The 20,856-nt window shown below is 71.3% G+C and carries 16 protein-coding genes; 7 read left to right on the forward strand and 9 right to left on the reverse strand.

The genetic code is table 11. The annotated features are described in order from the left end of the window. Window positions 1-99 precede the first annotated feature (99 nt). Together ACQP2X_RS38605 and ACQP2X_RS38610 are read left to right on the forward strand one after the other, a co-directional pair. Window positions 100-2,277 carry a carbohydrate-binding protein gene (locus ACQP2X_RS38605; protein WP_498690414.1) on the forward strand — a complete coding sequence of 726 codons (2,178 nt, stop codon included), beginning with the start codon at window positions 100-102 and terminating at the stop codon, window positions 2,275-2,277. 27 nt (window positions 2,278-2,304) lie between these two features. After that, window positions 2,305-3,162, forward strand: coding sequence for an NmrA family NAD(P)-binding protein (locus tag ACQP2X_RS38610; protein ID WP_498690416.1), 858 nt, complete (start codon window positions 2,305-2,307; stop codon window positions 3,160-3,162). 63 nt (window positions 3,163-3,225) lie between these two features. Here ACQP2X_RS38610 and ACQP2X_RS38615 read toward each other — a convergent pair whose 3' ends face one another. After that, window positions 3,226-3,870 carry an HAD family hydrolase gene (locus ACQP2X_RS38615; RefSeq protein WP_498701149.1) on the reverse strand — a complete coding sequence of 215 codons (645 nt, stop codon included), beginning with the start codon at window positions 3,868-3,870 and terminating at the stop codon, window positions 3,226-3,228. A gap of 1,396 nt (window positions 3,871-5,266) precedes the next feature. Here ACQP2X_RS38615 and ACQP2X_RS38620 point away from each other — a divergent pair. Then, window positions 5,267-6,496 (forward strand): FGLLP motif-containing membrane protein, encoded by a 1,230-nt coding sequence (locus ACQP2X_RS38620; protein WP_498690417.1) that lies wholly within the window; start codon window positions 5,267-5,269, stop codon window positions 6,494-6,496. Between the two features lie 42 nt (window positions 6,497-6,538). Here the strand turns inward: ACQP2X_RS38620 and tuf are convergent, their stop codons facing one another. The 4 genes from tuf to ACQP2X_RS38640 all read right to left on the reverse strand — a co-directional run bounded on the left by tuf (window position 6,539) and on the right by ACQP2X_RS38640 (window position 12,884). Further along, a complete protein-coding gene (gene tuf, locus ACQP2X_RS38625) occupies window positions 6,539-7,729 on the reverse strand; it encodes an elongation factor Tu (protein WP_498690418.1) in 1,191 nt (396 codons plus the stop codon). Window positions 7,730-7,975: 246 nt separating this feature from the next. Further along, complete coding sequence (locus ACQP2X_RS38630) at window positions 7,976-9,859, reverse strand: serine/threonine-protein kinase (RefSeq protein ID WP_498690420.1); 1,884 nt, start codon at window positions 9,857-9,859, stop codon at window positions 7,976-7,978. Window positions 9,860-10,067: 208 nt separating this feature from the next. Continuing rightward, a complete protein-coding gene (locus ACQP2X_RS38635) occupies window positions 10,068-12,086 on the reverse strand; it encodes a response regulator (protein ID WP_498690422.1) in 2,019 nt (672 codons plus the stop codon). Between the two features lie 60 nt (window positions 12,087-12,146). Further along, on the reverse strand, window positions 12,147-12,884 hold the full coding sequence (locus tag ACQP2X_RS38640; RefSeq protein WP_498690423.1) for an SIR2 family NAD-dependent protein deacylase: 738 nt from the start codon (window positions 12,882-12,884) through the stop codon (window positions 12,147-12,149). Between the two features lie 102 nt (window positions 12,885-12,986). On the opposite strand from ACQP2X_RS38640, the gene ACQP2X_RS38645 reads away from it, so the two are divergent. Further along, window positions 12,987-14,081, forward strand: coding sequence for a lytic polysaccharide monooxygenase auxiliary activity family 9 protein (locus ACQP2X_RS38645; RefSeq protein WP_498690424.1), 1,095 nt, complete (start codon window positions 12,987-12,989; stop codon window positions 14,079-14,081). Between the two features lie 156 nt (window positions 14,082-14,237). On the opposite strand, the gene ACQP2X_RS38650 is transcribed toward ACQP2X_RS38645, so the two are convergent. Next, window positions 14,238-15,176 carry a ribose-phosphate diphosphokinase gene (locus tag ACQP2X_RS38650; RefSeq protein ID WP_498690427.1) on the reverse strand — a complete coding sequence of 313 codons (939 nt, stop codon included), beginning with the start codon at window positions 15,174-15,176 and terminating at the stop codon, window positions 14,238-14,240. 69 nt (window positions 15,177-15,245) lie between these two features. Between ACQP2X_RS38650 and ACQP2X_RS38655 the strand changes: the two genes are divergently transcribed. After that, the gene (locus ACQP2X_RS38655) at window positions 15,246-16,088 is read left to right on the forward strand and encodes an ABC transporter ATP-binding protein (RefSeq protein WP_360240194.1); all 843 of its coding nucleotides are present in this window, start codon (window positions 15,246-15,248) and stop codon (window positions 16,086-16,088) included. On the opposite strand, the gene ACQP2X_RS38660 is transcribed toward ACQP2X_RS38655, so the two are convergent. Continuing rightward, a complete protein-coding gene (locus ACQP2X_RS38660) occupies window positions 16,085-16,954 on the reverse strand; it encodes an AraC family transcriptional regulator (protein WP_498690429.1) in 870 nt (289 codons plus the stop codon). The genes ACQP2X_RS38655 and ACQP2X_RS38660 overlap by 4 nt on opposite strands. 97 nt (window positions 16,955-17,051) lie before the next feature. Here ACQP2X_RS38660 and ACQP2X_RS38665 point away from each other — a divergent pair, with 97 nt between their 5' ends. Further along, window positions 17,052-18,428, forward strand: a complete 1,377-nt coding sequence (locus tag ACQP2X_RS38665; RefSeq protein WP_498690432.1) for an FAD-dependent oxidoreductase — start codon at window positions 17,052-17,054, stop codon at window positions 18,426-18,428. Between the two features lie 10 nt (window positions 18,429-18,438). Here the strand turns inward: ACQP2X_RS38665 and ACQP2X_RS38670 are convergent, their stop codons facing one another. Further along, entirely contained in the window at window positions 18,439-19,092 is a 654-nt protein-coding gene (locus ACQP2X_RS38670) for an ABC transporter ATP-binding protein (protein ID WP_498690433.1), read from the reverse strand. 9 nt (window positions 19,093-19,101) lie between these two features. Beyond that, on the reverse strand, window positions 19,102-20,091 hold the full coding sequence (locus tag ACQP2X_RS38675; RefSeq protein WP_498690436.1) for a magnesium transporter CorA family protein: 990 nt from the start codon (window positions 20,089-20,091) through the stop codon (window positions 19,102-19,104). A gap of 47 nt (window positions 20,092-20,138) precedes the next feature. On the opposite strand from ACQP2X_RS38675, the gene ACQP2X_RS38680 reads away from it, so the two are divergent. Next, window positions 20,139-20,837, forward strand: a complete 699-nt coding sequence (locus tag ACQP2X_RS38680) for a nicotinamide mononucleotide transporter family protein (protein WP_498690438.1) — start codon at window positions 20,139-20,141, stop codon at window positions 20,835-20,837. Window positions 20,838-20,856: the final 19 nt, after the last annotated feature.

A 20,856-nucleotide genomic window follows, 5' to 3' on the forward strand; every position in this document is an offset into this window, starting at 1 on the left:
TTCCGAAGTGTTGCGCGTTAGTTAAAGACCTTAATAAACTCCGCGCGATAGACGGATGGCCATCCGTCGATGCGGGGAGGCACGGTGCGAGGAGAACGGGTGAACCGAACGGTGACCGCGGCGCTGGCCGTCGCGATGACGCTGGCGGTGGCGCCGCCGGCGATGGCGGGCGGCCGGCACGGCGTGCACGTGACCGGCACCTACTCGACCGGCGCCGACCACCGGTGGGAGCCCCTGCCGGGCGCGCTGAACACCCGGACGGCCGACGCCACGGTCGTGATCGACCCGTCGCAGGAGCGGCAGCGCTACAGCGGCATCGGCTTCTCCATCGACGAGACCAGCGTCTCCAACCTCTGGAAGCTGACCCCGGCCGAGCGCGAGCGGACCATCCGCCTGCTCGCCGATCCACGCAGCGGGGCCGGCTTCGACCGGTTCCGGCTCACCATCGGCAGCCCCGACCTGATCGAGCATCTGCCGTTCTGGTCCTACGACGAGCTGCCGGCCGGTGTGACCAGCGACTTCGGCCTGAAGTACTTCTCCATCCAGCGCGACGTCGACCTGCACATGATCGACACGATCAAGCTGATCCAGAAGTACAACCCGCGGGCGACCTTCTTCGCCTCGGCGTGGAGCGCCCCGGCCTGGATGAAGACCAACAACCGCTTCACCGGCGAGGTCGCCCTCAAGCCGGGCAGCACGACCGAGCACTACCAGGTCGGCAAGCTGCGCGACGACTGCATCGACGTGTTCGCCCGCTACTACGTGAAGTACGTCCAGGCGTACGCCAGGCACGGCATCAAGGTCGATGCCCTGACGTTGCTCAACGAGCCGGGCATGGACGTCGTCTATCCGGCCATGGACATCAGCGTCGAGCAGCAGCAGAAGCTCGCGGTCGCCATCAAGCGCGAGCTCCGTGAGGCCGGCGAGAAGACCCAGCTCTACGTGCACGACTTCAACTTCTGGGACTGGCGCGACCCGAACAGCACCGCCACCAAGAACTACTACCGGATCTTCAACGACCCGGCGACGCGGCGGGCGGCCGACGGCATCGCCTTCCACCCCTACTGGGGCGATCCCGCGGTGATGCGCGAGGCCTACGAGGAGTTCGGCAAGCCGGTCCACATGACCGAGACCAGTGACCTCAACCCGGCCACGGTTCTCAACTACTTCCGGTTGAACGCCAGCAGCTACACCCTCTGGGCCCAGGCCACCGACCAGACCGGCGGCACCCTGCACTGGACCGACAAGCGCGACAACAACGTCGACTGGGAGGAGATCGGCCGCACCACCAAGTGGCCCGATCGCCTGGTCAAGGTCAACACCGAGACCAGGACCGCGTCCGTACGGGATGAGCTCTACCCGCTGGGCCAGTTCGCCCGCTACCTGTCCCCCGGCGACGTGCGCGTCGAGTCGAGCGCGCCGTCGGCCGGTGTCAGCAACGTCGTCTACCGCGACGGCGACCGGTTCACCGCGATCCTGGCCAACAGCAACACCGAGGCTTCCGATGTACGTCTCGTGCTCGCCGGCCAGGATTTCGTCGTCCGGGTGCCCGCGGGGGCGTACGCGACGTACCGCTGGAAGGCCGATGTCCCCGGCAGCCACCGCAACCACGCGCCGGTCCTGCGGGACGTGCCCGCGCTGACCGCCGACCAGTACGCGACCACCCTGTTCCGCCTGTCGGCGACCGACCGCGACCGTGACCGGCTGTCCTACTACGCCACCGACCTGCCGGCCGGCGTGTCCCTCGACGCGGCCACCGGAGTCGTGACGCTCAAGCCGACCGTCGCCGGCACGCAACGGCTCACCTTCCACGTGACCGACGGCGCCGCCCGCGACACCGTCACGGTCGCGCTGACCGTGGCCCCGCGCGGCGCCCCCATCGGCGTGCGGGTGGAGGCCGAGTCGTACGCGGCCCAGAACGGCTGGACCGAGGGCGGCGCCAACTTCGTCGAGAGCAACGCCGCCGCCAGCGGCGGCAAGAACATCGGCTGGACGGCTCCCGGCAACTGGCTCAGCTACCGCGTCGACGTGGCCGGGCCCGGCCCGTACGACCTGGAGCTGCGCGTGGCCAACGGCACCGGCGCCGAGGCACCGGGCGCGATCTCGTTCCGTGACGCCTCCGGCGCCAAGCTGGCCACCGTCTCCGTCCCGGCCACCGGCGGCTGGGGCACCTATCAGTCGGTCCACGTCCCGGTCACGCTGGCCGCGGGCGACCAGCTGGTCACCCTCTACTGCGAGACCGGCGGATTCAACCTGGACTACCTGCGCTTGAGCTGACCGCGCCGATAGGCCACGGTGGTGGTCATGATTCTCGTGACCACCACCGGCAAGGTCGGCTCGCGGACAGCACGCCTGCTGGCCGATGCGGGTCAGCATGTCCGCGTCGTCTCCCGCCGGCCCGAGGCACACCAGAACCTGACCGAGGCCGGCGTCGAGGTGTTAGCCGGCGACCTCGACGATCCGGCCACAATCGCGGGCGCGGTCGCCGGGGTGACATCAGTCGTGCTGGTCACCACGCCGAGCGTGGCCCAGGAGACGGCAGTCGTCGAGGCCCTCCGCGAGCAGCCGGCCCACATCACGAAGATCACCGCAGACGCGTCGCCCGACTCCCCGATCGCCCGCCGGCGCGACCACCACCGCATCGAGCAGGCGCTGACGGCGTCCGGCCTGCCGCACACGCTGTTGCGCGCCAACGCCTACATGCAGAACGTCCTCATGCTGGCGCCGGTGATCGCGGCCAGGTCGGCGTTCTCGTCACCCGCCGCCGACGGGCGCGTCGGCATGGTCGACGCGCGGGATGTGGCCGAGGTGGCCGCCACGATCGCCGCGGCCCCGGCCGAGCACACCGGCACGACATACCGCCTCACCGGCCCCAGGGCGCTGTCCTACGACGACGTGGCGGCCCAGCTGTCGGAACTCACCGGCCGGACCATCACGCATCAGCACATCACAGCTCAGGAACAGGAAGAGGCCATGGTCCGGATGGGACTCCCCGAGCCCGTCGCCCACGCCAACGCCTTGGCCCTGAAGCTCTTCGCCGACGGCGACGCCGACTGGACCAGCCCCGACGTCCAGCGCGTCACCGGCCGCCCGCCCCGCACGTTCACCCAGTTCGCCACCGACCACATCAGCCTTTTCACCGGCGCGCCGACCCGCGCGTAGCGACACCGGCCGACCCGCGCGTGGGCAGCGGGCCGGGTCGCGCGTGGCGGCGGGACGCCGGTGTCAGACGCCGTGGGCGAGACCGGGCCCGCCATCGGCCGTAACCTCGGCGGAGGGTACGGCTCGCTGCCACGGTGGTGGCACGCGGACGGCGGCCATTCCCGCTGCGGCGGCGGCCTGCAGGCCCAGGTCGGCGTCCTCGAAGACCACGCAACGCTCGGGCGGGACGCCGAGAGCCCCGGCCGCGGCCAGGAAGCACTCCGGGTCGGGTTTGCCGTTGAGATATTCGCCGGCGCAGACCATGACGTCGAAGCGGTCGAGCAGACCGAGCGCGGTCAGCGAAGCGGTGACCGACTCGCGGCTGCTGCCGGAGACGACAGCGAAGGGCACTTGGCCGTACGCCTTCTCGATGTGCTCCAGGACCTCGGGCACAGCGGCCACGCCCGGGAGCAGCTCCTGGAAGATCTGTTCGCGCCGGTCGTTCACGAGCTCGACCGGCATGGACAGGCCCTGCTCGGCGTTGAGCGCCTCGATCACGGCGATCGGCGTGCGGCCGCCCCAGGCGTAGAACGTCTCCTCGGGAAACTTCGCGCCCCACTCGGCCAGCGCCCGCTGCCATGCCACGTAGTGCAACGGCATCGAGTCGGCGATGGTGCCGTCGCAGTCGAACAGGTACGCGTCGAACTCGCCCTCAGGCAGCGGCAACATCACCCGGCAACTGTAGTCGGCCCATTTGCACACCCTCCCTATCCTGGCTTTTATCCGATATGCCAGCTTTGTCAGCCGAGAAGCACTCGGCGTGCCGGCACGGACGAAAGGACGCCTAGTGACCGCATTCCCGCCGACCGCCCGCAGAATCCCGGCCGCCGCCCTGGCACTGGCCGCGGGATTCGGGGTGTCGGCCGCGCTCGCCTTCGCCGCCCCGTCCGCCGCCGAAGGCCCCGAGCCCTCCGAGCCGCTTCCCGCGGGCGCCGCGCTCTCCCCACCGCTTTCCAAAGGCGCCGCGAACTCCCCGCCGTTTTCCGCGGCCGCCGAGCGCACGCAATCTTCGGCGCGGTCCGCCGGCGGCGCTCTGACCCACTCCGCCACTGTGCCGTGGAGCCGCGCCGAGCCGCCCCCTTCGGAAGTCCCGTCCAATGACCCGACCGGCCCTTCGCAACCGGACGGGCCAGCCGGGCCGCCAGACGGGCCGCCGGACGGGCCGGTCGAGCCGCCGGACGGGCCTGTCGAGCCGCCGGACGGACCGGATGGACCTTCGAACCCGGACGGGCCGGATGGACCTTCGAACCCGGACGGGCCGGATGGACCTTCGAACCCGGACGGGCCGGATGGACCTTCAAACCCGGACGGGCCGCCGGACTCGAACTTTCCCGACAAAAACCTCGATCTGTCGCCGAGCAGCGGGCCGGCGGGGACGGTGGTGCGGGTCTCCGGTGTGGGCTTCGACTGTGGCACCAACTGGGACACCGATTCCGAGGACAAGCGACGGGCGCTGCGAGTCGGCTGGGCGCGGAGCGACGGCGACATGGAGCGCGTCTATCCCGAATGGGAGGACGGCAGCTTCAGCCTGAGCCTCACGGTGCCGGAAGCAACCCCGGCCAGAACGATTTATGTGGAGGCCCGCTGTTCGCGAGAGGACCCGCTGACCGAGTCGTTCCGCGTCGAGCCGGCCGCCTCGACCGGCTCCGGCGGTTCGACCGGTTCGGGAAACTCAACCGGCTCAGGCAACCAGTCAGGCGAGGGCAACCAGTCAGGCGCAGGCAACCAGTCAGGCGCAGGCAACCAGTCAGGCGCGGGCAACCAGTCTGGCGATGGGAAGCAGTCCGGCGGAGGCAACCAGTCCGGCCCGGGAAGTGTGCTCGGCGGGGAGAGGCCGTCCGGTCAGGGAAGCAGTACGCCGGAGCGCGCCGTTCCGTCCCTCGCGGCCACTCCGTCCGTGACCCCTTCGGCAGCGCCGTCCGGTGCGGGGCCGCTGGCGCCGTCGGCGACGCCCGGTTCGCCGGGCCCGGGAGTTGCTCCGCGGTCCACGCCGGGCGGATCACGGCCGGGTGGGGAGCAGGGCCGGGAAGGAGCGGGCGTTCCGCCGATCTCCGGCAGCTGGAGCATGCCCACCTTGGAGCGGCTGACTCTCAGCGGGCCGGTGCTCGCGCTCACCGCCGCTCTTGCGGCGCTGCTCGTCATCCTTATCGCGTTCCCGGCGGAGGTCTTCAACAAGACCTTTGAGCGCAACAAGAACGAGATCCACGGCGCCCTCGAAGCGCTCGGGGTGCGGCGGCCGGGGCCGTTGCCGACCTGGATCCAGGCGGGACTGCTCGTGGTGACCGCCGCGCTGTTGGCGCTGGCCTTCAGCGGGGACGAGGGGCCGGCCACCGTGAAGATCCCGGACGGCGGTCTGGTCGCGCAGGGGCAGAGTCTGGCCGCTCAGAGCGGCAACATGCTCGCCCAAGCCGTCGCGCTTCTCGTCGCCATTCCGTTGGTGATGACGGCCTACGCCGGGCCGGGTGAGATCTATCTGCGGCGGAAGCGGGGCGCGGCGGTTCTGCGGGTTCCGATGGTCGCGCTCGGTGTGGCGCTCGTCTGTGCTCTCGGCTCGCATCTGCTGGATCTCAAGCCGTCCTACACGTACGGGATGTTCGCCATGTTCGTGCTGGTCGGCGTGGAGCGCCGCGAGCCGCCCCGTGGGCAGAGCGCCCGGGCCGTGCTGTGGAGCGTGTGCGGGCTGGGGCTGTTGGTCGGCGCGGCCTATCTCGGATATACCGGGAGCTGGGGGCCCTCACACACTGGCCAGGCGGGCTGGCTGCCCGTGCTGGGCAATGCGATCGCCTTCTGGGTCGTGGTGCTCGGGGCGGAGACCCTGGTCTTCGCGCTGATGCCGGTCCGGTTCCTCGACGGCCGCGCCATCGCGAGCTGGTGTCTGTCGCTCTGGACCGGTCTTCAGTTCCTGGCCGCCTGGTTCTTCTGGATCGTGATCCAGGGGCGTGCCGCCGCCAACCCGCAGGACGTCGACGACCACCAGATTCTCAAGGCGCTCTGCCTCTTCCTGGCGTTCGGCGTCGCGTCCGGGCTTTTCTGGGGCTACTTCCGCTGGTCCGGGCGCCCGACCGCCGGCCTGGGCGACGGTGGTCCCCAGCCGCCCGCACGCCTGACCCGCCCGCCGGCAGCGGTCCGCCGCTACCGCCGGGAGGCCGTCCAGGCCTGGCAGGCAGTCGGCCACGCCACCGCCTGGGCGAGCAGCGTCATCAAGGCGAACACGAGGAAAGTCGGTCGATCGCTCAGAACGGCCGCACTCCGCGCGTACGACCAAAGGGTGACCACGCAGCGAGCGCCGGAGTGACAACGCGGCCCCGGCCTTGAAAAAGGCCGGGGCCGCGTCCGCTCAGTCGAGCAGGGCCGTCACCGTGCCGGCGGCGACCGTGCGGTTGCCCTCGCGGACCGCGAAGCCGAGGCCCACCTCGAGGGCGACCGGCTTGCCCAGGGTCACCGTGACCTTGTCCAGCGTGTCGCCGGGCATGACCAGGTCGCGGTCGCCCAGGTCGAGCCCGCCGGACACGTCGGTGGTGTGGAAGTAGAACTGCGGCCGGTAGTTCGTCTCGAACGGCGTGTGCCGGCCACCCTCCTCCTTCGTCAGGGCGTACATCCGGGCCTCGAAGACCCGGTGCGGGGTCACCGAGCCGGGGACCGCCACCACCTGTCCGCGCTGCACCTGGTCGCGCTTGATGCCGCGCAGCAGGATCGCCGCGTTGTCGCCGGCGTCGGCCGACGCCAGCGACTTGCCGAACGTCTCCATCCCGATGGCCACCGAGGCGGCCGTCGGGCCAAGCCCGACCACCTCGACCGGCTCGCCGACGCGCAGGCTGCCCCGCTCCACCTTGCCGGTGACGACCGTGCCGCGACCGCTGATCGTCAGCACGTTCTCGATCGGCATCAGGAACGGCTCCCCGAGCTCACGCTCGGGCACCGGCACGTAGTCGTCGACCGCGTCCAGCAGCTCGCCGATCGAGGCCACCCAGCGCGGGTCGCCCTCGAGCGCCTTCAGCGCGCTCACGCGCACCACCGGCACCTCGTCACCCGGGAAGCCGTACTCGGACAGCAGCTCCCGCACCTCGAGCTCGACCAGGTCGAGCAGCTCGGGGTCGTCGACGGCGTCGCTCTTGTTGAGCGCCACCACCAGGTGCGGCACGCCGACCCGCTGGGCCAGCAGCACGTGCTCGCGGGTCTGCGGCATCGAGCCGTCCTGCGCGCTGACGACCAGGATCGCCCCGTCCACCTGGGCCGCCCCCGTGATCATGTTCTTCACGTAGTCGGCGTGGCCGGGCATGTCGACGTGCGCGTAGTGCCGGGTGGGCGTCTCGTACTCGACGTGCGCGATGGTGATGGTGATGCCGCGGGCGGCCTCCTCCGGGGCCTTGTCGATGCCCTCGAACGCCACGTACCGGTTGGTTGCCGGGTCGCGGTCGGCGAGGACCTTCGTGATGGCGGCGGTCAGGGTCGTCTTCCCGTGGTCGACGTGGCCCATCGTGCCGATGTTGACGTGCGGCTTCGTACGAATGAACTGGCTCTTCGCCATTGTCTTTGCTCAATCCTCACTGGATGCGAGGCAGAAAAGGATGCGCGCCCGTTTGCCAGGCTGAGCGCGCCAGAACCGCGCACAGTGCTCCGACCCTTCCCCTGCGGTTCTGCTGCTGGTGGGGAAGGGTCAGATTCGCGTATCGACCGCAGCGCACACGGGAGCCGCCACTGCGGGCAGCTGCATACCGGGCGCGAACATGCGGATCACGGTAGGCCAGAACCACGAACCCCGCGACTTAATTCCTCACCAGTCGAAGGTGGACCCCTTGGCGCTGTTGGCCAGGGTGCGGCCGTCACGCTCGTAGCGGTAGGAGACCACGACGGTGTAGCTGCGCCCGCGGGCGGGCTGCGCGCCGGCCGGTCCGCAGCTGCGGGTGGCGGCGTCGCCGTCGAAGGTCAGGCCGTCGCACGTCTTCGGCCCGGCGACGGTGCGGCCGGAGCCGGCGTCGCGCAGCGAGACGGTGATGCTGCCCCGGCCGCCGCCACCGGGCGCGGTCAGGGAGGCCTGATAGCGGATGTCGCGGCCGAGCATCTGGCACGGTTTCACGCCGAGGCCGGTCCGGTTGCGGAAGTCGATGGCGAACGACTGGGTGCAGTTCCAGGGCCCGTACGGCTTGGCCTCGGGTTGCGGTGAGCGGGCCGGTTGCGGCTTGCTCGTGGTCACGGGCTTCGGTCGTACGACCGCGGGCGCGGGCGAGGTCACGACGGCCGGAACGCCCGGACGGACCCGGGGAACGCTCCTGGCCGGGGTCGTCGCCGCAGGCGGGCGCGGGGCGGCGGCGTCCCGGGTGGCCGACGTGCGCTGGGTCTGCTGCTGGTGCTGGCGCTGGGGCGCGGGCACGGTGATGACCTGCGGCGCGGCCAGGTCCTGGGTCTCGCCGTCGGCCCGGCCGATGTGCCACGCGGTGGTGACCACGGCCGAGACGGCCATCGCGCCGGCCACCATCGACAGGGTCGCCCCGGGGCGGGCCCAACGCCAGCTCGGCGCGGCGTTGCGGCGTTGCTCACGGCGCGGCTTGGGAACGATGGACCTCGCCGGCGCCGCGACCTCCGGCGCCGGTTCCCCACCCCGCGAGTGGCCCCCGACCGGCGAGTGGTCCCGATCCCGCGCATGGTCCCCGTCCCGCGCATGATCTCCGTCCCGCGCATGATCTCCGTCCCGCGAGCGACCCCCGGCCCGCGAGCGGCTTCCGGCCGGCACGTGACTCTCGGCCGGTGGCGCCAGCGCGGGCGCCCCGGCCAGCTTGATCGCCAGGTCGGACAACTCGGCCACCAGCTCGGCCGCGCTCGGGCGCAGCCGCGGCTTCTGCTCCATGCAGGCCGTGATCACCTCCCAGAGCTCGTCCGGGATGCCGGGCCGGCGCTCGGGAGCACCCTCGAGGTGCAGGCGCATGAGGTCGGGGATCGAGTCGCTGCGGTACGGCGGATGGCCGCTGACCAGCTCGTAGAGGAGCACGCCGAACGCGTAGACGTCGGTCGCGGGGCTGGCCGTCGACCCGCGGAACGCCTCCGGCGACATGTAGTGCGGCGTGCCGAAGACCGAGCTGGGCGTGGTCATGCTCGGGGTGTTGAGGATGCGGGCCACGCCGAAGTCGGTGAGCCGGGTCTCGGGCGGGCCGTCGCCGGTGTCGAGCAGGATGTTGTCCGGCTTGAGATCGCGGTGCACTACGCCGAGCTCGTGCGCCTCGGCCAGGGCGGCCGCGACCTGCGCGGTGAGCCGGGCCGCCTCGCCGGGCGCGATGGTGTGCTCGTCCCGCAGCAGGTCGCGCAGGTTGCCGCCGGCCACCAGGTCCATCACGAGGCCGAGGGTCTCGCCGACGCTGAACAGGTCACGGACCCGCACGACGTTGCGGTGGCGCAGCATCCGCAGGATGGTGCGCTCCTGCACGAAGCGGGTGACCAGCTTGGGCTGGCGCAGCAGGCTCTCGTGCAGGAGCTTCACCGCGACCGACTCGCCGGACGCGCGGTCCAGGGCCACCCAGACGGTGCCGGTGGCGCCCTGGCCGATCGGGCGTTGCAGCACGTACGAACTGCCGACGCACCGCCCGCTCAGGTCCATGGTCGACGTGCCGTCCGCTTCGGCGCGGCCTGCGCGGTTCGTCCGATCCCTCGTGCGATCCTGGGTCACTCGGCGTCCTTCCCCATCCAACGGCCCCGCACGCCGCCGAGAAGGCGGCGCGCCAAGTCGTACAGACCCGGAATATTGCTGTTTGTCCGGATCGGATGGCAAGCTCTGGCGCCCGAGTTCGCACCTTTGGTAGGAGTCCTGGAAATCGCGTTACCCGGCCCGGCCGGGTTCGTTCGTCAGAGCGGGTTCGCCGGAGCGGGACAGCGCGTCAGGGCTTGGTCGGCTGTGGACCGCAGAGCGTGCGGATCGCCCCCAGCAGCGTGGACCGGGTGAACGGCTTCTCGATCAGCATGCTGTTGTCGTCGAGGTGCAGCTGCGGGCCGAGCGACGCCGCCGTGTAGCCCGACATGAACAGCACCGGCAGGTCCGGGCGGTGCGTGCGCAGCGCCGAGGCCAGCTCGGGTCCGGTCATGGTCGGCATCACCACGTCGGTGATCAGCAGGTCCGGGTGGGCGCCGCCGGCCACCTGGGTGACCGCCTGCAGGGCGTCGGTGGCGACCGTGATGGCGTAGCCGGCCGGCTCGATGAGCCGCTGCACGAGCTGCGCCACCTCCGGCTGGTCCTCGACGATCAGCACCCGGCCGATGACCGCGGGCGCCCCCTGGCGCCCCTCGGCCGAGGCCGGCTTCTCCTCGGCCGCCGGCAGGTAGAGGTGCACGGTCGTGCCCATCCGGGGCGCCGACTCCAGCTCGATGTGCCCGCCCAGGCCCTGCACGATGCCGGCCGTGGTGGCCAGCCCCAGGCCGGCCGCGGTCGGCCGGGTCGTGAAGAACGGCTCCAGCGCGCGCTTGCGCACTTCCTCGGTCATGCCCGCGCCCGTGTCGGTGATGACCATGTGCACGAGCCGGCCCGGCGGGATGCCCTCCTCCCGGGCCTTGTCCGCTTCGACCAGCTCGTTCATCGCGGCCACCCGCAGCATGCCGCCGTGCAGCATGGCGTCGCGGGCGTTCGCGGCCAGGTTGACCAGCGCCTGCTCCAGGGGACCGCGCTCGGCCCGTACCGGCCAGACGTCCGGGCCGAAGGCCAGGTCGAGGCCGATGTGCTCGCCCAGCGTGCGGCTGAACAGCGACTGGACGTCGGTGAGCAGGTCCGGGATCGGGATGATCTCGGGACGGTTGCCCTCGCTGCGGCCGAACGCCAGCAGCTGGTGGGTGAGCGTGCGGCCGGTGCCGACCGCCTCCAGGATGTCGGCCGCCAGCTTGTGCGTCGGGTGGTCCTCGGGCGTGGTCGACGTGATCATCTCGGCCGAGCCGCCGACCACGGTCAGCAGGTTGTTGAAGTCGTGCGAGATGCCGCCGATGAGCTGGCTCAGGCTGTCGAGCCGGCGCAGGTGGTCGAGCTGGCGCTTGAGGCCGCGGGCGTCGATGTGGTCGGTGGTGTCGGTGACCATGCAGACCACGCCGTTGAAGGTGCCGTGGTCGTCGGTCAGCGGCATCATGCTCATCCGCACGCTGCGCTGCGAGCCGTCGGCCCGCATGAGGCGGGTCGCGCCGACCGTCGAGCGGCCCTGCATGCACTCGTTGATGCGCCGGTTGAGCTCCTTCTGCCCCTGGTCGTTGAGGAAGCCGCGCAGCGACACCCCGACCAGCTGCGAGCGGGGCATGCCGAGAACGACGCCGATGGGTTCGTTGGCGTACGTGATGACGCCTTCGTGATCGAGCTGGAGCACCCCCTCGGGGATCGTCTCCAGGACCCGGCGGTAGCGCTCCTCGCTGGCCCGCAGCCGCTCCAGGGCGCGGGCGCTCGAACAGGCCAGGGCCAGCTCACCGGCGATGTCGCGGGCGAGCTCGACCTCGGCCGTCGAATAGAACGAGCCCGTCGCCTCACGGGTCAACACCAGATAGCCGGCGTACGTGTTGTCGACGATCACCGGGCACAGGACCGCCGCGTGGATCTCGTGCTCCTCGCCGGCCAGAGGCTCGACGCCGTCGCCGGCCAGCACGATCGGCCGGCGGCTGGCCGCCATGGCGGTCGAGAAGTCGTCGTCCGGGAGCTGGTCGACGTGGTCGAGCACCCGCGACAGCGACTGCGAACGCTGCTCGTCGATGTGGTGGTACGTGATGCCGTCGTACCGGCCGTCGTCGCGCAGCAGTTGAACACCCGCGCCGTCGCCGATCATGTCGGCGGCCGCGCGGGCGGCCGTGGACTGCACCGCGGCCGGATCGTGCGAGACCCGGCTGAGCGCCAGGGCGAGGTCGGCGAGCGCGTACCGGAGGGGGTAAGCCATGACACCCATGACGACATGATCCGCGCCTTAAGGGGGGCTTGGTGGCGGTTCGCCAGGTTTTTACCCTGTGCTTTCCCTGAGGACCGTGGCTTGCCTGAGGATCGTGGCTTCCCTGAGGATCGCGGGCAGCAGCGCGGCGGCCGTGCCCCGCAGGTTGACCGTGGCCACCTCGTCGAGCGGCGTCGGCTGCGGGTTGACCTGGATGACGGCGGCGCCACCCTTGGCCGCCACCAGCGGGATCTCGGCCGCCGGGTAAACGAGGCCCGACGTGCCCACGGTGATCAGCAGATCGCAGTCGAAGGCGGCCGCCACGGCCCGTTCGAGGGCGTCGGCCGGAAGCTGCTCGCCGAACCAGACCACGCCCGGCCGCGACCGGCCGCCGCACGCGGCGCAGACCGGGCCGGCCGTGGCGAGCCCGCAGGCCGAGCAGCGCGGGGCGAACAGGCTGCCGTGCAGATGGATGGGGTCGGTGGACCCGGCCCGCTCGTGCAGGTCGTCGACGTTCTGGGTGATCAGGGTGCCGCCGATGGCCGCGACCGCCTCGTGGCCCGCGTGGGGCGCCGCCTTCTCGACGGCGGCACGGCGCCACTCGTACCAGCTCCAGACCAGCTCCGGGTCCTTCGCGAAGGCCTCGGGCGTGGCCAGCTCGCCGGAGCTGAAACGCGCCCAGAGGCCGGTCAGGGAGTCGCGGAAGGTGGGGATGCCGCTCTCGGCCGACATGCCGGCCCCGGTGAAAACGACGACCCGCCGGGCATCGGCGAGCAGGCGGGCGGCGGAGGACACAGAGTTCATTGACATTTATCGATTCAACAGTCAGGGTGGGTCCACGCGCCGGCAACCCCGCGGAGACAGAGGGCAGTACTCCGCCGTTTCTTCCGACACCGCGGAGAACACGCCCTCATGCGTACGAAATCCTACATAGTCAGCGCGATCGCCGGCGTCCTCGTCGCCGCCGTCGCGCTCCTCGCTCCGTCCAGCCCGGCGTCGGCCCACGGCAATGTGACCGGGCCCGCCTCGCGCAACTACGGCTGCTACGAACGATGGGGCAGCAAGTTCCAGGACCCGGCCATGGCCACCCTCGACCCGATGTGCTGGCAGGCGTGGCAGGCCAACCCGAACGCCATGTGGAACTGGAACGGCCTGTTCCGCGAGAACGTGGCCGGCAACCACCAGGCCGCCATCCCGGACGGCCAGCTGTGCAGTGCCGGGCACACCGAGAGCGGTCGCTACAACGCCATGGACGCCGTCGGCAACTGGCAGGCGACGAACATCGGCAATTCCTTCGACGTACGCCTTTTCGACGGCGCCCGCCACGGCGCCGACTACATCTGGGTGTACGTCACCAAACCCGGCTTCGACCCGACGACACAGGCCCTGAAATGGTCCGACCTGGAGAAGGTGGCCGAGATCGGCGACACCCCGGCCGCGCAGTGGCCGGAGCAGCTGAGCAACGGCGTGGCCATCAGCGCCCCGGTGCGCCTCTCGGGCCGCAGCGGCCGGGCCATGATCTACACGATCTGGCAGGCCAGCCACCTCGACCAGTCCTACTACTTCTGCAGCGACGTCAACTTCGGCGGCACCACGAACCCGACGACCCCGCCGCCCACAACCCCGCCGCCCACAACCCCGCCGCCCACGACCCCGCCTTCGACCACTCCGCCGCCGACCACTCCGCCGGTCACCACTCCCCCGCCCTCGACGGGCGCGTGCTCGGCCACGTACTCGGTGAGCAGCCAGTGGCAGGGCGGCTATCAGGGCACCGTGACGGTGACGGCCGGCTCGGCCGCGATCAGCGGCTGGCGGGTGACCCTGACCTATCCGTCAGCGGTCTCGGTGCAGCAGGGCTGGAACGCGACGGTCAGCGCCAGCGGCACGACGTTGACCGCGACGAACGCCTCCTACAACGGCTCACTGGCCGCGGGCGCCTCGGCGTCGTTCGGCTTCATCAACGCGGGCACCCCGGCCACGCCCACGGCGACCTGCGCCACCACCTAGCGCCGGACCGCCAAGTAGAGTTACATTCATCAATGGGAGCGCTCCCAGCACCGTTTGCAACCCACCTCGGCGAAAGGAGCTGAGCCCGACCCGGCGGATGAAACTGTGCTCGCGGGGGACGGAGTCTTGCCCTCCCCGTCCCCCTCCATCCGCGCGCTACGCGAACAGCGCGCTCACCGACTCGCCGTTGTGGATCCGGCGCATCGCCTCGGCCAGGGCCGGCGCCACCGACAGAACGGTCAGCTTCGGGGTCTGGTTGGCGGCCGGGATCGGCACCGTGTTCGTACAGACGATCTCCTGCACGTCCTTCTCGGCCGAGAGGCGCTGCACCGCGTCGGCCGCGAACAGCCCGTGCGTGCACGCCACCCGCACACTGTTCACGTCGCGCTCGCGCAGCCGGTCCAGCAGCTCGAAGACCGTGCTGCCCTTGGCGATCTCGTCGTCCAGCACGATCACGTCCTTGCCGGCCACGTCGCCGATCACCGTGCTGATCACGACCTTGTCGTCGGCGTACCGCTGCTTCGCCCCGGCCGCCACCCCCACCCCGAGCAGCCGGGCGAACGCCGCCGCCTCCTTGGCGTTGCCCAGATCGGGTGAGACCACGACCGTGTTGCTCAGGTCGTACACCTTGAAGTGGTCGGCCAGCTCCCGCAACGCGTGCAGATGGTCGACCGGAATGCTGAAGAACCCGTGCACCTGCGGCGAGTGCAGCGTCATGGCCAGCACCCGGTTGGCGCCCGCCGTCGTCAGCAGGTCGGCCACCAGCCGGCCGCCGATCGAGATGCGCGGCGCGTCCTTCTTGTCACTGCGGGCGTACGCGTAATGCGGCATCACCACGGTGATCCGCCCGGCCGAGGCGCCCCGGGCCGCGTCCAGCATGAACAGCAGCTCGACCAGGTTCTCCTGGGTCGGCGGCACCAGCGGCTGGATGAGGAAGACGTCCCGCTCGCGGCAGTTGCCCTGCAACTGCACCTCGATGGCGTCGTTGGCGAACCTCGATGTCTTGGTCGGCAGCAGCGGGACGCCGAGGTGGTGGCAGATCTCGGCGGCGAGCTCGGTATGGGCTGATCCGGAGAAAACGGCGATGTCACGCACGCGCACACCCTAGAATGCGGCCGCGTAGCGGGTCGTCACCAGGCCGCACCCTTCGCTAGCGTGTGGCGCATGAACGGACTCGCCGTGGCCTGCCGCCGCGTGGTGCACATCTACCGGGCCGAGGCCGGCGACGTGGTCGCCCTGGCCGGTGTCGACCTCTCCATCGCGCCGGGCGAGACCATCGCCCTGGTCGGGCCGTCCGGTTCCGGCAAGTCCACGCTGATCGCCCTGCTGGCCGGACTGATGCGCCCTTCGGCGGGCCGGATCAACATCGGGACGTACGACATGGGCAAGCTCTCCGACGGCGAGGTGAGCCGCCTGCGAGGCACCGAGATCGGGGTGGTCCTGCAGGGCGCCGCCCGCAACCTGTTGCCGTACGCGTCGCTGCACCGCAACATCTGGCTGGCCCAGCGCCGCGCCGCGCACACGCGCGGCATCACCCTCGACGACCCCGACCGCATCCTCGACCTGGTCGGCCTGCCCGGCCAGGGCCGGCAGCGCCTGTCCGACCTGACCCCGGGCGGGCGGCAGCGGGCCGCCCTGGCCGTGGGCATCGCCACCGGCCCCGGCCTGCTGCTGGTCGACGAGCCGACGAGCCGGCTGGACACGGCCGGCCGCGACGAGGTGCTGGCCGCCATGGAGACGGTGAACGCCGAACGCCAGACCACCATCGTCGTGGTCACCCACGACAACGAGGTCGGCGCCCGCCTGGGCCGGGCCGTGACGATCCGCGACGGCCGGGTCGGCGCCGAGGGGCGGGACGGCCAGGATTTCGCCGTGGTCGCCGGCGACGGCACGGTCCAGCTGCCACCCGAGGTCCTGGGCAGTTACCCACCCGGCACCCTTTTCACGGTCCAGCACATCGACGGCGAGGTCACCCTGGTTCCGGGCGGCACCGAGCACGTGGCCTAACGCCGCGCGGTCCGGACGGCGTCGCGGCGCAGGGCCGACGGTGTGGAGCCGGTGGCGGCGCGGAAGGCTTTGCCGAAAGCCGAGGCCGACCGGTAGCCGACGGCGCCGGCGATGTCGTCGAGGCCGCGTTCGGTGCCGGTCAGCAGGTCGGCGGCGACCGTCATACGGGTGCGGGTCACGAAGTCGGCGACGCCCATGCCTGTGGCCGCGGAGAAGTGCCGCACCAGGGTGGCCCGCGACATGCCGGCGATCCGGGCCAGCCCGGCGATCGTCCACCGGTGCCGCGGATCGCTCACCACCGCGTCGACGACCTTGCGCAGGCCCGGGTCGGTGACGGCGGTCCACGGCGGGTGGGCGCCGCCGGCGCGGCGCAGCACGAGGGCGAGCAGCGCCTCGCAGAGGGATGCGATCATCGCGCCGGCGCCCGGGCCGTCGCCGTCCGCCTCGTCGCGGATCAGCCGGCCGAGCGGCTCCAGCGGCGAGCCGGGGCCTGAGCCGAGACGGGCGTGCAGCACGTCGGGCAGCCCGGCGAACAGCAGCTCACCCGGCCCCGTGTCGTACGCGAAGTGACCGCAGAACAGATCGATCTCGGGCGTGCCCGGGCCGCGCAGCGTGTCGACCGGCCCGCCCCCGTGCCGTTCGGCGGGCGCCGGAGGCTCGGTGGACACGGCGCGCACCCGATGGCGGGAGCCCCGGGGCAGGACGAGCACGTCGCCGGCCCGCAAGTCGATCGTGCGGCCGTCCACCTCCACCTCGCAGTGGCCTTCCAACAGCAGGTGAAAGGGGACGCCGCCCGGCGGATTGTCGAGGACGTGCGCGCCGGAGAGCCGGCAGCGAACGTCGACGGCACAGTCGAGGCGTGCCATGCGGAGAAGTCTGCTGATCGCGTCCATGAGCCGATCGCGACAATACTTGAGCCGATCACGTCTTGCCGGATCACCCGCGGTGACAGACTCTCGTCGTATGGAAACTCTGCACGCGGACCTCCTGGTGATCGGCTTCGGCAAGGGCGGCAAGACGCTCGCGGCGGCGATGGGCCGGCAGGGCCGCCGGGTGGTCATGGTCGAGCAGTCCGACCAGATGTACGGCGGCACCTGCATCAACATCGGCTGCGTGCCGACCAAGGCGCTCATCCACCGCGCGTCGGCCCGGCCGCCGGACGCCGACCCCCGCGCCTGGTACGAGGAGTCCGTGGCGTGGACGGCGTCGCTGACCACCCTGCTGCGCGGCAACAACTTCGCCATGCTCGACTCGCTCGACTCCGTCACCGTGGTGACCGGCGCCGCGGCGTTCCTGGACCAGAACCGGGTCGAGGTCACGGGCGGCGCCGACCGGCTGGAGATCACCGCCGGCACCATCGTCGTCAACACGGGCGCGGAACCGGTCGTCCCCGACGTGCCCGGACTGCGCGACAGCAAGCACCTGGTCACCGGCACCGAGCTCATCGCCACGCCCGACCTGCCCCGCCGGACGGCCGTCATCGGCGGCGGCTACCAGGGCATCGAGTTCGCCGCGATGCTCGCCCGCTACGGCGCCGAGGTCACCGTGCTGGAGAAGGGTGGGCGGATCCTGCCCCGCGAGGACGAGGACGTCGCCGCGGCCGCCGAGGAGATCCTGCGGGCCGAGGGCGTGCGCTTCGTGACGGGCGCCCAGGTCACCGGGGTCACCGACGACGGGGACAAGGCCCTCGTGCGGTACGAGGTGGACGGTGCGACCGCCACGGTCGAGGCCGACGCGGTGCTCGCCGCGGCGGGACGGCGACCCCGTACGAGCGGATTGAACCTCGATGCCGCCGGCGTCCGCACCACCGCGACCGGCGCGATCGAGGTCGACGAGCACCTGCGCACCAGCCGCCCGCACATCTTCGCGATCGGCGACGTCAACGGCGGCCCGCAGTTCACCTACATCTCGCTGGACGACTATCGCATCGTCGCCGACCAGCTCACCGGCGCCGGGAAGCGCTCGACGGCCGACCGCGTCGCCGTGCCGTACGTGCTGTTCATGACGCCGCCACTGGCCCGGGTCGGGCTGACCGAGGACGAGGCACGGGCCCAGGGCCGGCCGGTGCGAGTGGCCGCCAAGCCGATCGCGGCCATCGCGGCGATGCCCCGTGCCCGCATCGTCGGCGACACCCGCGGGCTGATGAAGTTCGTGATCGACGCCGAGACCGACGCCGTCCTGGGCGCCGCCCTGCTCAGCGTGGACTCCCAGGAACTGATCAACACCGTCGCGCTGGCCATCCGCGGCGGCGTCACCGCGGGCGAGCTGCGCGACGCGATCTGGACCCACCCGAGCTCCACGGAGGCCTTCAACGAGGTGCTGGCGACGATCGTGCGCTGACCCGGGCCGGCTAGGGGCGGGCCCAGACCGCCTCGCCGTCGGCCAGGTGCAGCTCGCGGTCGCAGGCCGCGGCCGCCTCCGGGTCGTGGGTGGCGAAGACCACGGCCACGCCTCGGGCCGCCTCGGCCTTCAGCAGCTCGATCACGCGCTGGCGGTTGGCCGCGTCGAGCTCGCTGGTGATCTCGTCGGCCAGCAGGACGTCGCCGCGCAGGGCCAGGCCGCGGGCGATCGCCGTGCGCTGCTGCTGGCCGCCCGACAGCTCCTCGATGAGCTGGTTGGCCTGGGCCGACAGCCCGAGCGGCTCCAGCGACTCGGCCGTGCGGCGGCGGGCCTCGGCCGGGGTCCCGCCCGTGGCGATCACGGCCACCGAGATGTTCTCGGCCGCGGTCAGGATGGCCGCCAGCCCGTTGTCCTGCGGGATCAGCACGATGCCGAGCTTGACCGCCTGGTCGCGGTCGGTGACCTTCTCGCCGTCGGCCAGCACCAGGCCGGTCACCGGTGGCAGCAGGCCGGCCATCGCGCTGAGCAGCGTGGTCTTGCCCGCACCGGAGGTGCCGGTGACGGCCAGGATCTCGCCCGGGCGGGCCTGCACGGTGACGCCGCGCAGCACGGGGGCGTCACTTCCCCAGGCGATGTCCGCCTCTTCCACACCGAGCGTCGTCATCAGGGGAGGCTACAGCCAGCCCCGGCGCTTCAGGGAGACGTACAACCCGCCCGAAATCACGACGATGAGGGCGGTGCTCAGCAGAAAGCCCCAGAAACGGTCGTAGCCGGGGTAGGGCAGGTTCTGACCGAAGTAGCCGGTCACCGCGGTCGGCACGGCCACGATGGCGGCCCAGGCGGCCAGTTTGCGGGTGACGTCGTTGAGGACGTTGCCCTGCTCGGCCAGGTCGGCCTGCAACAGCCCCTCGATCCGGTCGCGCAGATGCTCGACCTGGTCGACGGTGTGCTTCGCGTGGTCCTCGACGTCGCGGTAGTACGGCACCAGGTGCTCGTCGACGAGGCCGAGGTCGGCCCGCATGGCCTGGCCGACCAGTTCGGGCATGGGCGCGATGGCCCGCCGCAGGGCCGCAATGATTTTGCGGAGGTCCATGGCGCGCACCCGGACCGGCCGCGGCGCCCCGCCCTCCTCGAGCAGGGCGTCCTCCACACTGTCCATCGACGCGTCGAGCTGCTGGGTGGCCGCGTAGTGCCCGTCGACGACCACGTCGAGCAGACCGTAGAGCAGAAAGGCGACACCGGCGTCCTTGGCCAGGTCGGCGTTGGCGTCCCAGCGCTCGACCAGCCGGGTGGTGTCGCTGTCCGACTTCCGGACGGTGATCAGGGCGCGGTCGGTGACGAAGACGCTGAGCTCCGTCTTGCCGAAGTGCGCCGCGGGGCCGGTTTGGAGGTCGACCCCGTACACGTTGAGGAAGATGTGTGTGGGGTACCGGTCGAGCTTGGGCCGCTCGTGGTTCTCGAGGGCGTCCTCGACCGCCAGCGGGTGCAGGTTGAACGTGCCGGCGACCGCCTGGAGGTCGGACGGCTCGGGCTGGAGCAGGTCGACCCAGAGCACCGAGCCCGGGTGCTGGTCGAGCATGGCCGGGCCGTCCTCGCACGGGAAGTTCTCGGCGACGACTTTCCCGTCCTCGTACAGGCGGGTGGCGGTGGCGGGGGAGGTCACACTGCCACTATGCCCCGGCGGCGCGTGATTCCCACTTACCATGAGCCGTGACCTGGCTCGATCATGCGCTGACCACCCTTTACACCGCCAAGTGGCAGGTGACCGCCGACCAGGCGATCTACTACCGTGAGATCCTCGGCAACGCGTTCGGCCTGGGCTCGGCCCTGTTCGGCCTGCGCCGCAACGCCTGGGCGTGGCCGGTCGGCATCGTCGGCAACGTGTTGCTCTTCACGGTCTTCATGGGCCAGGCGGTCGGCAACGATCAGGGCACCCCGCTCTACGGCCAGGCCGCCCGTCAGGTCTTCTTCCTGATCGCCAGCGTGTACGGCTGGTGGCGCTGGCACAGCAACCGGGTCCGCACCAACGGCACCGCCGTGACACCCCAATGGGCAACACCCAGGCAGAGGCTTTTGTACGGGGGTGGAGCGCTCATCGCGGTATTCGCCTGTTTCTTCGTCTTCCGCGCGGTCGGCGCCGGTTTCCCGGTGCCGTGGTGGTACTACCTGGCCGACTCCTGGATCTTCGTGGGTTCGATGCTGGCCACGTACGCGATGGCCCGCGGCTGGGTCGAGTTCTGGCTGTGCTGGATCGCCGTCGACCTGGTCGGCGTCCCCGAGCTGCTGCACTTCAAGTACTACCCGTCGGCCGTCCTGTACGCCGTCTACGCCGCCTTCGTGATCTGGGGTTTCGTCGTCTGGCTGCGCCTGACCCGCACCGAGCCGCGGCCCACACCCGTCCTGGCGTAGCCCTTGTACCTTCCGTAGT

This window comes from Actinoplanes sp. CA-131856 (assembly GCF_050956135.1).
Taxonomy (GTDB): Bacteria; Actinomycetota; Actinomycetes; order Mycobacteriales; family Micromonosporaceae; genus Actinoplanes.